The following is a 13,842-nucleotide window of genomic DNA, read 5'->3' as shown; positions in this document are numbered from 1 at the left end:
CCCCGGACGCGTTTTATGGAAACATCAGACGACTTTACCCGCCAAGGACCATACATGAAAGACCTCATGCTCGTACATATATCCGGCACCGACCGGCCGGGCATAGCCTCCACCGTCTCGGGGCTCCTGGCCGAGTACGGCGTGGACATCCTGGACATGGGCCAGGCCGTGATCCACGACGCCCTGTCCCTGGGCCTGCTCGTGCGCATCCCCGAGGGGGGCGAGTCCGCCGCAGTGGTCAAGGACCTGCTCTACGCCGCCCATGAAATGGGCATCAGCTGCAAGTTCACCCCGGTGAGCCCCGCGGGCTACACCAGCTGGGTCGAAGCCGCGGGCAAGCCGCGCTGGATCGTGACCCTGCTGGGGCGCACCATAAGCGCCGCCCAGGTGGCCGCCGTGACCCAGGTGGTGTCCTCCAACGGCCTGAACATCCAGTCGGTGAACAGGCTCACCGGCCGCCCGCCCCTGAACGACTCGGATACGCTGCGCCCGGCCTGCATCGAATTCTCCGTGCGCGGCAACCCGGGCGACGTCAAGGCCATGCGCAAGTCGTTTCTGGCCATCGCCGCCGAAATGGGCGTGGACATCGCCCTGCAGGAAGACAACGCCTTCCGCCGCAACCGCAGGCTGGTGGCCTTCGACATGGACTCCACGCTCATCCGTGTGGAGGTCATCGACGAGCTGGCCAAGGCATGGGGGGTGGGGGAGCAGGTGTCGGCCATCACGGAATCGGCCATGCGCGGCGAGCTGGATTTCCGCCAGAGCCTGGCCAAGCGCCTGAGCCTGCTCAAAGGCTTCCCGGTGGAGATGCTCGAAAAGGTGGCGGAGCATATCCCCTTAAACGACGGTGCGGAAAAACTGGTGCGCAACCTCAAGCGCTTTGGCTACAAGACCGCCGTGATCTCGGGCGGCTTCACCTTCTTCGGGGAAAAGCTCAAAGCACGGCTCGGCATCGACTACGTTCACGCCAACAAGCTCAAGATCGAAGACGGCAAGCTCACCGGCGAAGTGGACGGCGAGATCGTGGACGCCCAGCGCAAGGCCGAACTTCTGAAGAGCATCGCCCAGAGCGAGAACATTTCCCTCAAGCAGACCATCGCCGTGGGCGACGGGGCCAACGACCTGCCCATGCTCAACCTGGCCGGCTTAGGGATAGCCTTTCGGGCCAAGCCCGTGGTGAAGGAGGGGGCCGGACACGCCATCTCCACCCTGGGGCTGGACGCGGTGCTCTACCTGCTGGGCTTCCGGGACAGGGACATCGAGTAACCCGGTCAGATCTGCATGTTAACTCATGGCCGGTTCGTTCACTCGGACCGGCCTTTTCGCCAGTGCGACCCGTGAGCCGCAATTTTGCCGCCTGAGGGAAAAAATCCCTCCGAAATCTCGCCTGAGTCCTCCCCCTTTCCTTTGCGCCGTGGTAGCGTCCTTCCCAAAATCAACCAGTCCGGAAGATGAAGTCGATCTTCTCGGGTAAGGAGGCGCTTCATGTTCAAGAACATCCTGGTCCCCATCACCCCGTCGTCCTACTGCGAACAGGCCGCTGACGCGGCGATCTCCTTTGCGCAGAGCTTCGGATCCACACTGACCCTTCTGCACGTCTATGGTTTCGAGCACCTCTGGGGCGAGGCGGAGCTTTTGGCCTTGCCCGGCGAACTCGACCGGATCAAGGCCGGAATGACCAGCCACTATGCCAGCAAACTCCAGGGCGTGCCCAACCACGTGATCGCGGCGGAACAGGGGGTTCCCCACGTGGAAATCCTGCGCAAGGCGCGGGAAATCAATGCGGATCTCATCGTCATGTGTCCATCCGCAAAGCAATTGCCGACGATGCACGATCTCCAGCAGCCCAGGGTCGGGCACACCCTGGAACGCGTCCTTCAGGACGCATCCTGCCCGGTGATGATGGTGAGCCACCCGGCCCCGCACGGCGCGGGGGTGTTCCGGCGCGTCATCGCGGCCACGGGATTTTCCGCAAAGGACGGTTTCTGCATCGACTATGCCTCCCAGGTTGCCGGAAAATGCAATGCGGGTCTCACCCTGTTCAACGTGCTGGACACCGACAGCGTGGCGGCGAACATGCCGCAGGAGGAAATCGCGCGGGTCATCAGCGAGCGCATGGACAGGATGGCGGCCGAGTACGGCGTCCTGGCGCAGGGCGCGGCCGACGTGGAGTACGTGTGCCATGAAGGCCAGACGGCGGTGGAGATTCTCAAGCTGGCCAGACTGCGTGGGGCTGATGTCATCGTCATGGCGCACCACACCAGGGAGTCGGACCCCGAATGCGCCTTCGAGAGATCCACAGTGGTGAACGTGGCATTTCGGGCGCTGTGCCCGGTGGTGAGCATCAACCGAAAGTTCACGATCGGGGGGAGTGGAGCGTAGGGGAAAGGGCTTAGTCCGCGCCTTGCAGGTGCGCGGGCATCCGGTTATGATTTGGTCATCCGATTGGGGTGCGCCGGCCTGGGGCCGGGGCTGAGATCACACCCATGGAACCTGACGCGGTTCGAACCGCCGGAGGGAATTCGGATGCCCGCTGCTTCCCCGTATTCCTTCCCCGCCGCGTTTCCGCCAACATTCATGAGGCCGCCATGCCCATTGCTTCGTCCGCTTTCGCAAGCCTGAGCCGTATCCGCGAGCGGGGTCCTCTCGTGGTCAACATCACCAACAACGTGGTCACCAACAGCACGGCCAACGCGCTCCTGGCCCTGGGAGCCTCCCCGGCCATGACCCACGCTCCAGCCGATGCCGCGAGCCTCGCCGCCCTAGCCGGCGCGGTGGTGCTCAACATGGGCACCCCGGACGAAGCCATCTCCGCCAGCATGCTGGCCGCGGGCGCGGCGGCCAACAGGGCGGCCGTGCCAGTGGCCTTCGATCCTGTGGCCGCCGGGGCCACCCCCTATCGCCGGAGTCTTGCGGAAACCTTGCTGGCCCAGGTGAAAGTGGCCGTGCTGCGCGGCAACGCCTCGGAAATTCTGCACTTGGCTGGCGAGGACGCCGCGTCCAAGGGTGTGGACAGCGCCCATGAAAGCGACGCGGCCGAAGAGGCGGCGACGCGGCTGGCCCATAGGCTCGGCTGCGTGGTGTGCGTGAGCGGGGCAGTTGACGTGGTGACCGATGGCGAGAAGACCGTGCGCCTGGCTGGAGGCCATCCGCTCATGACCAGGGTGACCGGGTTCGGCTGCACGGCCACGGCCCTTGTCGGGGCCTTCCTGGCCGTCACGGAGTCTCCCTTCGAGGCCACGCTCCAGGCCATGGCGGTCATGAGCTGCGCCGGGGCCATGGCCGCCGAGGGCGCGGCCGGCCCCGGAAGCATGCAGGTTCGTTTCCTGGATTTTCTGTACGGCCTGACCCAGACCGACCTGAAAAGCCGAGTGAGGGTGTTGTGACGAGCGTTCCGCAAGGCGGCGAAGGCAGGGAAGAGGGAGCGTCCGGGCAGGGCGCGTGTCCGGGGGAGAATCCAACGGTCTCGAAAGTATCATCCCCGGTGGAAACGCCACCGGGGATCGAACGCGGACTGCCCACGTTCGAGTATGGGGCGGCCGAGATAGACTACCTGAAACGACGCGACAAAAAGCTCGGCGCGGCCATCGACCGGCTGGGCATGATTCGAAGAAAAGTCATGCCCGAACCGTTCCCGGCGCTGGCGAAGAGCATCGTGGGCCAGCAGGTTTCCAGCAAGGCCATGGAGACGGTTTACGGACGGCTCGACCAGGCGCTGTCCGGGGTCACGCCCGCCTCGGTGGCCGGTGCCGACGTGGAGGCCATCCAGAAGTGTGGCCTGTCCATGCGCAAGGCCAGGTACATCAAGGGGGTCGGGGAGGCGGTGTTTCGCGGCGACATCGACTTTTCACGGTTTGGCGAGATGTCGGACGAGGATGTCATCGCCAGGCTGGCGTCCTTGCCGGGCGTCGGCGTGTGGACGGCCGAGATGCTCCTGATCCATTCTTTTCACCGCCCCGACGTGGTCAGTTGGGGCGACCTGGCCATCCGGCGGGGCATGATGCGGCTCTATGGGCTGAAGACCCTGAGCAGGGAGCAGTTCGAGCGCTACCGCAGGCGGTACTCGCCGCACGGATCAGTGGCGTCGCTGTATCTGTGGGCGTTGTCCGTAGAGTAGGGCGTGAGGACTTACGGCATGCTCAATTTTGATCAGGTCGATACGTGCATGGAGTTCAAGGCAGGCAACGAGTCGCTGGTCTGTGTGCTGCATGAGATCTATGGAATAAACGATCACGTAGTCGAAACGTGCGAAGCATATTTCCGCAAGGGATATGACGTTGTCTGCCCGAACATGACCGGGCTGGAGCACTGTTTTCCATACGACGCGAAAACGGACGCCTACAACCATTTCATGAACAATGTCGGGTTTGCGTCTGCAGCGAATTCCGTGAGTGATCTCCTCAGGAAACAGAAGGAAAAATACAGGAAGATAATACTTGTCGGGTACAGCGTCGGGGCGACAGTGGCCTGGCTGTGCGCCGGCGAGGAAGGCCTGTGCGACGCGGTGGTCTGCCATTACGGATCAAGAATCCGTGACCATGTCGATTTGGCGGCCACGTGCCAGGTCTTGCTGCTGTTCGCGGAGGGCGAAAAATCTTTCGACGCGCACCGGCTGGCTGAGCAACTGAAAAGCGGCGCGGTCGATGTCCATGTCCTTGCGGGGAAGCATGGATTCTGTGACAGGTTCTCGGAGAATTACTTCGATGAGTCGAGCAAAGTCGCTGAAAAGCTGGTTGAAGAATTTCTTGGCAAACCCGCTTCGCCGTCCCCAGGAGAATCGTTCGTCGCATGGTGACGAAACGGCATACCCCCTCCAGATGAAATGAAAAAACGGCCGGTCCGCATCGCGCGAACCGGCCGTTTTGTTCTTCAAGTGGGCTCGTGCTAGACCTCAAACAACATCTCCAGATCGTTCCTGGTCAAGCTCTTCCAGGCATCCTGCCCAGGAATAATCGCATCCGCGATGCCCTTCTTCATCTCCTGGAGCTTCAGGATCTTCTCCTCAACGGTGTTGGAGCAGATCAGCTTATAGCTGAACACCTGCCGCTTCTGGCCGATGCGGTGCGTGCGGTCCGTGGCCTGGTTTTCCACCGCCGGGTTCCACCACGGGTCGTAGTGGATCACGTAGTCGGCGCTGGTCAGGTTGATGCCGGTGCCGCCCGCTTTGAGCGAGATCAGGAAGATGGGGATGTCCGGGCTGTCGTTGAAGCGGTCCACCTGCTCGAAGCGGTCCTTGCTGGAGCCGTCGAGGTAGGAGAAGGGGGTCTGGTTGATCTGCAGCCAGCTGCGGATGATGTGCAGCATCTGCACGAACTGCGAGAACACCAGCACCTTGTGGCCTTCCTCCACGATGTCCGTGACCAGGTCCTTGAAGGTGTCGAACTTGCCCGAGGGCAGGTTGGTGTTCACGCCGGGCATGTCGAGCTTGAGGAGCCTCGGGTGGCAGCAGATCTGGCGCAGCTTGAGCAGAGCGTCCAGGATGGACATCTGCGACTTGGCCATGCCCTTTTCGTCCACGTCCTTGAGAACCTGGTCGCGGAGCTTCTTGGCCAGCTGGGAGTACAGTTCGGCCTGTTCGTCGATGAGCGCGCAGTACTGGACGTTCTCCACCTTGGGCGGCAGGTCCTTGGCCACCTCGGCCTTGGTGCGGCGCAGGATGAAGGGCTTCACGCGCCCGCGCAGGTAGTCGAGGGTCTCTTCGTCGCCGTCCTTGATGGGCTTGACGATGCCGCGCTGGAAGGAGTTCTGGCTGCCGAGGAATCCGGGCATGAGGAACTCGAAGAGGCTCCACAGCTCGAAGAGGTTGTTCTCGATGGGCGTGCCCGAGAGGCACAGGCGCATCTTGCCGTTCAGGCGGCGCACCGAGCGGGCGGTGATCGTATTGGGATTCTTGATGTTCTGGGCTTCGTCCAGGATGATGGAGTTGAACTCGAAGTTCAAAAGCTCGTCCAGGTCGCGGCGCAGCAGCGCATAGGTGGTGACCACCAGCTGCGATTCGGCGATCTTCTTGAACATGCCCTCGCGCTTGGCCCCGTAGACGATGAGGCGCTTGAGCTGCGGCACGAACTTCTCGGCCTCGCGGTCCCAGTTGGGCAGGACCGAGGTGGGCACCACGATGAGGTTGGGGGCCTTGTTGCCGCGCTCCACCAGATGCTGGATGAAGGAGAGCGTCTGCACGGTCTTGCCCAGGCCCATCTCGTCGGCCAGGATGCCGCCGAAGCCGTACTCGCGCAGGAAGTTGAGATACGACAGGCCCTGGAGCTGGTAGGGGCGCAAGGATGCGTTCAGGTGCGACGGCGCCTTCAGGGGCACGATCTCCTTGAAGCTGTGGATCTTCTCGCGCAGGCTGTTCCAGAACGAGTCGGTGTGGGCCTCGGGCAGGTCCTCGAGGATCTTGTCCAGCACCGGGGCTTCGAACTGCTTGAAGCGCCTCTGGGGCGGCTTGTCCGGGTCGTAGCCCAGGGCGCGCAGCTTGTGGCCGATGCGCTTGAGCCAGCTTTCGGGAAGGCTCGTGTAGGAGCCGTCCTTGAGCTGCACATAGCGCTTGCCCTGTGTCCAGGCCTTCCAGATCTTGTCGATGGGCACGCGCTGGTCGTCGTACTGCACGGCCAACTCCAGGTCGAACCACTTTTCCTTCTCGTCGGACTCCACCTCGGCCACGATGACCGGCTGCGACAGCCGCACCTTGTAGCGGGTGAGGTTCTTCTCGCCGTAGACGCGGTATTTCTCCACCAGCTTGGGATAGGCGTCCAGGAGGAAGACGATGGCCTCCTCGGGCTCCAGGAACCAATTGGCGTTGTTGCGCGGCTGGAAGTTCATCTCCTGGAGCTGGGCGATGAGGGCGGCCTCGGCGTCCTGGTCGCGGGCCAGGAGGAAGCTCTTGCCCTCGAAGGAGTAGGAGCCGGTCTGGAGCTCCGGGTTGGGTCCTTCCTGGAAGACCTCGCCGTGCTCGGTCTCGTAGACGTTCTGCACCTGCAGGGTGAGCAGGCTTCCTTCCTCGTCCAGATAGAGCTTGGGGCTGTAATTGGCGGGCAGGAAGTTGGGCTTCATGCGGTCCAAAAATTCCTGCTGGCCGTGCAGGTCCGAGGCGGGGAACTTGGTCCAAACCCGGTCCAGGAACTCGGAGACGTCGCCCGACGGGATGAGCGGCGGATTCTCCACCATCTCCCGGATGAAGGGTGCGGGCAGGCCGGTCTGCACGGGGTAGAAGCTCTTGTTCCAGCACACCCACAGGGGCAGCTGGCCGTAGAAATAGGTTTCCTGTCCCTGGATGGAGAAGGGCGCCTTGCCGGGGCGGGCCAGGTAGATGTCGAACCTGAGGCCTTGCTCCTCCTCCATGATGGGGCGCAGCTGCAGGCGCATGGTGGAGCGTTCCACGCGCACGGGGCTGTCGGTGTCCTGCCAGTAGAGGTAGTATTCGCGGCCGACGGCCCAGAGGAACCAGGAGACGAGTCCGGCCGGAATGTCCACCCGGTGGCCCCGGTAGTCCAGGAAGTGGCCGATCTGTTCGGCGATGGCGGGCAGGCTGGGAGCGGTTTCGCACCAGTCGGGGTTTTGGATGATCTGGTCCAGGGTGATTTCTTGATGCACCTGGGAGAGCCCGGACTTGTTCTGGCGCCCCCGGAAGAATGCCACCTGCAGGCGTCCCGGCTCGGGGTAGAAGCGGTAGATGATGTAGTGCCGGCCGGCCTCCGGCTCGAAGGCGGTGGCGAAGAAATGGCGGAAACTCTGGCGCCACTCCACGTTGGCCTTGGCCAGGGCTTCGCTTTCCGGGCTCTTCTTAGCCTCGAGGCCCTTGATGTATTTGAGCGCCGTGGCGCCCACGTGGCGGCACACGCCGGAGAATGAATCCGGGCAGTTGCAGAAGAAGGTGACGGTCTCGTCCTCGAGGTTCAGGCCAAGCTCGGAAGTGTAGACCTGGAAGTCTTCCCCCTGGACTTGTCCCTCCACATCCCAGTATTGTTCCCGCTTCTTGACGTCGATTTTCTGGACGCCGTCCTGCGCGACGATTGAATGCGATCCGTCAATGATATATTCGGGGATCGTCTCCCGGACGAACTCCTGGAGAAGTTGCTTGGCTTTGCTCTCCTCGCTGGTGAGGGCCATGTGAATCCGTACTCCGTTCGAAACAAGAAAAGGTTCGATTACACCCAAGTACCCATTGCCTAACCCCACACTCTATGCATTTTCATCAGCAAAGCAAGCATTTCCCCCGCCAAGGGAGGATTTTCAAGATTTTAGGAGCGATGTTCTGCCTTTACGCCCTGTTCGTGTACGGGTGCGACTCCCAAAGGCAGGAGAGCGGGGGGAGCGCAACCACGGCCCAGGCCGAGGACGGGCGCCCCGTGCACGGCGGCCGCATCGTCATGGCCACCATCGGCGAGCCGTCCAACCTCATTCCGCCTTTGTCCACGGACTCGGCATCTCACGAGGTGGCCTCGCTCATGTACGTTTCGCCCTTGCGCTACGACAAGGACATCAGGATCGAGCCCTACGCGGCCGAGTCCTTCGAGATCCTCGACGGAGGCCGTCACCTCAAGTTCAAGCTGCGCGAGGACATCCGCTGGTTCGACGGCACGCCGCTCACGGCCGCGGACGTTGAGTTCACCTACAAGCTCATGATCGACCCGGGCACCCCAACGGCCTACGCCGGAGACTTCCTGGCCATCAAGGAGTTCAGGCTCACCGGGCCCTACACCTTCGAGGTGTTCTACGAAAAGCCCTTCGCCCGGGCCGTGGCCACCTGGGCTTCGGACATCCTGCCCAGGCACGCGCTTTCGGGCGAGGACCTGACCAACACCAAGTACGCCCGCCAGCCCATGGGGGCCGGGCCCTACAAGCTCAAGGAGTGGGTGGAGAACCAGCGCGTGGTCCTGGAAGCCAACCCGGACTACTTCGAGGGCAGGCCCTACATCGACGAGGTGGTGTACCGTTCCGTGCCCGACCAGACCACCCAGTTCATGGAACTCAAGGCAGGCAACCTGGACTACATCGGGCTCACCCCGCCGCAATACCTTTTCCTGACGGGCGGCCCAAAGTGGGAGCAGGGCTTCCGCAAATACAAATACCTGGCCTCGGCCTACACCTATCTGGCCTACAACCTCGAGCATCCCCTGTTCAAGGATCGGAAGGCCCGCCAGGCCCTGGCCCACGCCATCGGCAAGGAAGAGATCATCAAGGGGGCGCTCATGGGCCTGGGCGTGCCCACCATCGGGCACTTCAAGCCCGACTCCTGGGCTTACGACCACGACATCCAGGACTACGAGTACGATCCCGGCAAGGCACTTATGATGCTCGCGGAGCTCGGCTGGAAGCGCGAGACCACCTCCGGGCCCCTCATGCGCGATGGCAAGCCCTTCGCCTTCACCATCATCACCAACCAGGGCAACGAGCAGCGCATAAAGACCTGCGCCATCATTCAGAACCAGCTGGCCCGCATCGGCATCCAGGTGAAGGTACGCACCATCGAGTGGGCCACCTTCATCAAGGAATTCGTGGACCTGCGCCGCTTCGAGGCCATCGTGCTGGGCTGGTCCATCCCCCAGGACCCCGACGCCTTCGACGTGTGGCATTCCTCCAAGATCGCCAAGCCCGGGCTCAACTTCGTGGGGTACGCCAACCCCGAGGCAGACGCCCTGCTGGAACAGGGCCGCAACATGGTGGACCCCGCCCTGCGCAAGCCGGTCTACGACCGCTTCCAGGAGGTCCTCCACGATGACCAGCCCTACTGCTTCCTGTACACCCCCTACGCCCTGCCCATCCTCGCGGAGCGCATTCACGGCGTGGAGCCGGCCCCGGCCGGGATTTCCTGGAACTTCATCCGCTGGTGGATTCCTGCGAGCCAGCAAAGAAACGCATACTCACAATGATCCGCATTAACGAAATCATGGACAAGGTCGCGCCCTACATGGACCAGGCCGGCCAGGACCTCATCACCAAGGCGTACGTGTATTCCGCGGCCGCCCACGCCGGGCAGACCCGGCTCTCCGGAGAGCCGTACCTGTCGCACCCGCTGTCCGTGGCCAACATCCTGGCCGAAATGCGCCTGGACGCCCCCAGCGTCTCCGCGGGGCTCCTCCACGACACCGTGGAAGACACCGTGGCCACCATCGACGAGATCGAGGAGCAGTTCGGCGAGGAAGTGGCCGACATCGTCGACGGCGTGACCAAGATCAGCCTCATGTCCTTCGAGAGCAAGGAGGAGGCCCAGGCCGAGAACATCCGCAAGATGGTCTTCGCCATGGCCGAGGACATCCGGGTCATCCTAGTGAAGCTGGCGGACCGCCTGCACAACATGCGCACCCTGGACTTCCAGAAGCCCATCAAGCGCCAGCTCATCAGCCAGGAGACCATGGACATCTACGCGCCCCTGGCCAACCGCCTGGGCCTGCACAGAGTTAAAGTCGAACTTGAAGATCTGGCCTTCAAGCACCTCAAGCCGGAAATCTACGAACAGCTTAAGCAGGGTGTGGACCAGCACGAGGTGCTGGACGAGACCTACATCGAGAAGGTCATCACCATCATCCGTAGCCTCATGGAGGAGAACGGCATCAAGGGCAGGGTGCTCGGGCGCAAGAAGCACCTGTGGAGCGTGCACAACAAGATGAAGGCCCAGGGCCTGGCCCTGGACCAGGTGCACGACATCGTGGCCTTCCGCATCATCGTGGGCAGCCTCAAGGACTGCTACGCCGTGCTGGGCCTGGCCCACTCGCTTTGGAAGCCGGTGCACGGGCGCTTCAAGGACTACATCTCCATGCCCAAGGCCAACATGTACCAGAGCCTGCACACCACGGTGATAGGCCCGGACGGCGAGCGCATCGAGATACAGATCCGCACCGAGGAGATGAACCAGTTGGCGGAACTGGGCGTGGCCGCGCACTGGGCCTACAAGGAGCGCGGCAAGAGCGGCAAGATGGCCGCCAAGGACGCCGAGCGCTTCACCTGGCTGCGGCAGATCATGGACTGGCAGCGCGAGGCCACCGACTCCAAGGAGTTCATGCACTCGCTGCGCTACGATCTTTTCCAGGACGAGGTCTACGTCTTCACGCCCAAGGGCGAGGTCAAGGAAATGCCCGAAGGCGCCACCCCCATCGACTTCGCCTACTCCATCCATACCCAGGTGGGCAGCCACTGCTCCGGGGCCAAGGTCAACGGCAAGCTGGTGCCGCTCTCCACGCCGCTCAAAAATGGCGACACCGTGGAGATCATCACCGACAAGAACCGCACTCCAAGCAAGGACTGGCTCAAGTTCGTCAAGACCGCCAGGGCGCGCACCCGCATCAAGCACTGGGTCAAGAACCAGGAGCGCGAGGAGGCCATCACGCTCGGCAAGGAAATCCTGGAGAAGGAAGGGCGCAAGCTCGGGGTGAACGTGGCCCGGGTGGCCAAGGAGAACGGCTTCGCCCCGGTGCTGGCGGAGTACAACTTCCCCGGCATGGAAGACCTGTACGTGGCCGTGGGCTACTCCAAGCTCACCCCCCGGCGCATCCTGAGGGCCTTCCTGCCCAAGCCCGAACCGGGCAAGGCCGAGGCGGCCACGGCCGAGGCCCAGGCCGCCAAGGACGCGCAGGCAGCCGAAACGGCCAAGGGCAAGGTGGGCGAATCCATCCGCATCAAGGGCGTGGACAACGTCCTGGTGAGCTTCGCCGGTTGCTGCACCCCTCTGCCGGGCGACCCGGTGGTGGGCTACATCAGCCGGGGCAGGGGGGTCATCGTGCACACCCACGACTGCCCCAACCTGTCCAGCCTCGAACCCGAACGCCTGCTGCAGGTCTCCTGGGAGGGCCAGGAGGACAAGCCCTATCCGGCCAAGATCGCCATCCTGGCCCACAACAAGAAGGGCGTGCTGGCCAAGATATCGGCAATTCTCTCCGACGACGGGGTGAACATCGATTCCGGCACCTTCAACTCCAACGTGGACGGCCGCACCGAGATCGTTATGACCGTGGAGGTGAAGGACGCGAGCCACCTCTACCGCGCCATCGAGCACGTCCAGAAGCTCAAGGAGATCATCGAGGTCAAGCGCATGGTGGAGGAAACGGCGGGCTGAGCGAGGCTGCGGGGTGGACGCGCCGAGAGGGGGGACGTGCCGCCAGGGGGAAGCCTTCGCGGCCGAAGGGCTGCCGCCCCCTGGACTTCCCTGTGGCTTCGCGGGATACGCGTGAGCTAGAACAGCTCAACGTTCCGGTTGTCGGACTTGCTGGGCGAAGCGTCGCTCATCAGTTCGCCGGAATGCTTGAGCGCCTCAAGATAGGCGTCCCCCACGTGCTTGACGTCCAGGTCCAGGCTGGCGGCGTATTTCTCGGTCGCGTCCCAGTCTCCCGCCTCGATGCTGTCGATGAACTCCAGGATGCGGTGGCAGGGGTGGTCCTTGTCCAGGATGGCGTTCTTGACGCCGGAGGACAGGGGCAGCTGGGCGAGAATTTCCTCGAGGGGCATGTCCAGGATCGTGTCTATCTTGGAGAACAGGCCCACCAGGAAAAGCGCGTCCGCGGACAACCCCACCTGGAATTTGCTCGAGAGTATCTGGAGGAAAAAGGCCCGCTGCACGGAAATCCAGGACGCCTCCATGGCTTTGTTGGTCTGTTCCGGGTCCGAAAGGACGGCGGCCAGGAGCCACTTCTTGAGGTTTTTGGCCCCGAGAACCGTGGCGGCCCTTTCTATCGATCCGATTTTCACGCTGTATCCGAACGTGGCCGAATTCAGATAACGCAAAAGCCGGTACGAAAGGGAGACATCGCTACTGATGATGCATGCCAAGCGCCCCAGCTCCACGTCCTCCTTGCAGATTTCCGCAAGAATGCGCATGCGCGATGTGTCGCACGAGCCGATTTTCTTGCCCGAGATCATTTCCGGGCGCGAGAAATAGAATCCCTGGAACAGCGCAAAACCGAGCGACCTGGTGTATTGCATCACCTCCGCGTTCTCGACTTTTTCGGCCAGCAGGGTGATGTTCTTCTTCAGGAGCGGTTCGGCCATGGCGAAAATCTCGCTGTGACTTCTGCCCAGCACGTCGACCTTGACGATGTCGGCCACATCGAGGAACGGCAGGAACCTGGGGCCGCCCACGTAGTCGTCGATGGCGATCATGTAGCCGTTCCTTTTCAGCTCGCGGCATTTCTCCAGGACGTCCGTGGTGGGGTCGATCATCTCCAGGATTTCCACCACGGTCTTTTTGGGGGGCAGGGCGTGGGCGAAGTCCTCCATGAGCAGGCGTTCTGTAAAATTGATGAAATATCTCGATTTATTGTGAAAAGGCCCGGTGTGAGCCAGCAGGAATCCGTCGGCGATCACCTTTTGGGTGGCCAAGTCACCGTCATTGAAGAGGGAGTTTCCCGCCCCGGTGTTCTGACGAAACAGGAGCTCGTATCCGTAGACGTTGCCGCCCGCGTCATAGATGGGCTGGCGGGCGACGCAGATGGGCTGGGAAACTTCGTTGTTGACGATGATCATCGAGGTGTTTCCTTGATCGACGGACTCGGCTGCGGCGCGGGCGCGCCGGATCGATCGACTGGCCACATATTCATGGAAGTGCGATATTTCCTACATGGGCGTGTGCTTAACAAGAGGCGGGCGAATCAGGCAAGGGAATAAGGCTTCCTGTCGTGCGCCAAAAATACGGGCGCGCATATAGCCGCAGAAGGAGGGGCGCTGCAGGTCATGCGGCAGCGCCGGTCCATGGCCGTCGTAAAACCGTTTTCTTAAGTAATGCCCCAAACGAAATCGGGGCATTACGATCATCTCGTAATGCCCCGGAGTCTTTGGTCGGGATGAGAGGATTCGAACCTCCGGCCTCTGCGTCCCGAACGCAGCGCTCTAGCCATGCTGAGCTACATCCCGATG

At 62.5% G+C, this 13,842-nt stretch carries 9 protein-coding genes, 1 tRNA gene and 1 riboswitch; of the genes, 7 read left to right on the top strand and 3 right to left on the bottom strand.

What is annotated here, in order from left to right:
- Positions 1 to 54: 54 nt before the first annotated feature.
- The 5 genes from serB (at position 55) to ML540_RS15805 (ending at position 4,795) form a co-directional block, all read left to right on the top strand.
- Positions 55 to 1,266, top strand: a complete 1,212-nt coding sequence (gene serB, locus ML540_RS15825) for a phosphoserine phosphatase SerB (RefSeq protein WP_243363368.1) — start codon at positions 55 to 57, stop codon at positions 1,264 to 1,266.
- Between the two features lie 219 nt (positions 1,267 to 1,485).
- A complete protein-coding gene (locus tag ML540_RS15820) occupies positions 1,486 to 2,382 on the top strand; it encodes a universal stress protein (RefSeq protein ID WP_243363367.1) in 897 nt (298 codons plus the stop codon).
- 54 nt (positions 2,383 to 2,436) lie between these two features.
- Positions 2,437 to 2,538, top strand: a riboswitch (TPP riboswitch).
- A 50-nt stretch (positions 2,539 to 2,588) separates the two neighbouring features.
- Positions 2,589 to 3,386, top strand: a complete 798-nt coding sequence (thiM, locus tag ML540_RS15815) for a hydroxyethylthiazole kinase (protein ID WP_243363366.1) — start codon at positions 2,589 to 2,591, stop codon at positions 3,384 to 3,386.
- Between the two features lie 98 nt (positions 3,387 to 3,484).
- On the top strand, positions 3,485 to 4,117 hold the full coding sequence (locus tag ML540_RS15810) for a DNA-3-methyladenine glycosylase family protein (protein ID WP_243363365.1): 633 nt from the start codon (positions 3,485 to 3,487) through the stop codon (positions 4,115 to 4,117).
- A gap of 18 nt (positions 4,118 to 4,135) precedes the next feature.
- Positions 4,136 to 4,795 (top strand): dienelactone hydrolase family protein, encoded by a 660-nt coding sequence (locus ML540_RS15805; protein ID WP_243363364.1) that lies wholly within the window; start codon positions 4,136 to 4,138, stop codon positions 4,793 to 4,795.
- Positions 4,796 to 4,884: 89 nt separating this feature from the next.
- Here the strand turns inward: ML540_RS15805 and ML540_RS15800 are convergent, their stop codons facing one another.
- Positions 4,885 to 8,106 (bottom strand): DEAD/DEAH box helicase, encoded by a 3,222-nt coding sequence (locus ML540_RS15800; RefSeq protein ID WP_243363363.1) that lies wholly within the window; start codon positions 8,104 to 8,106, stop codon positions 4,885 to 4,887.
- A 140-nt stretch (positions 8,107 to 8,246) separates the two neighbouring features.
- Between ML540_RS15800 and ML540_RS15795 the strand changes: the two genes are divergently transcribed.
- Together ML540_RS15795 and ML540_RS15790 are read left to right on the top strand one after the other, a co-directional pair.
- The gene (locus ML540_RS15795) at positions 8,247 to 9,869 is read left to right on the top strand and encodes a peptide-binding protein (RefSeq protein WP_243363362.1); all 1,623 of its coding nucleotides are present in this window, start codon (positions 8,247 to 8,249) and stop codon (positions 9,867 to 9,869) included.
- Complete coding sequence (locus ML540_RS15790; protein WP_243363361.1) at positions 9,866 to 12,049, top strand: RelA/SpoT family protein; 2,184 nt, start codon at positions 9,866 to 9,868, stop codon at positions 12,047 to 12,049. The genes ML540_RS15795 and ML540_RS15790 overlap by 4 nt, the downstream gene beginning before the upstream one ends.
- Before the next feature lie 116 nt (positions 12,050 to 12,165).
- Here ML540_RS15790 and ML540_RS15785 read toward each other — a convergent pair whose 3' ends face one another.
- Positions 12,166 to 13,452 (bottom strand): EAL and HDOD domain-containing protein, encoded by a 1,287-nt coding sequence (locus ML540_RS15785; RefSeq protein ID WP_243363360.1) that lies wholly within the window; start codon positions 13,450 to 13,452, stop codon positions 12,166 to 12,168.
- Positions 13,453 to 13,761: 309 nt separating this feature from the next.
- Positions 13,762 to 13,839: transfer RNA gene (locus ML540_RS15780), tRNA-Pro, on the bottom strand.
- Positions 13,840 to 13,842 lie beyond the last annotated feature (3 nt).

Origin of the sequence: Fundidesulfovibrio terrae (assembly GCF_022808915.1) — a bacterium.
In the GTDB taxonomy this organism is placed as follows: Bacteria; Desulfobacterota; Desulfovibrionia; order Desulfovibrionales; family Desulfovibrionaceae; genus Fundidesulfovibrio; species Fundidesulfovibrio terrae.
This window is presented reverse-complemented; position numbering and strand designations above follow the sequence as displayed.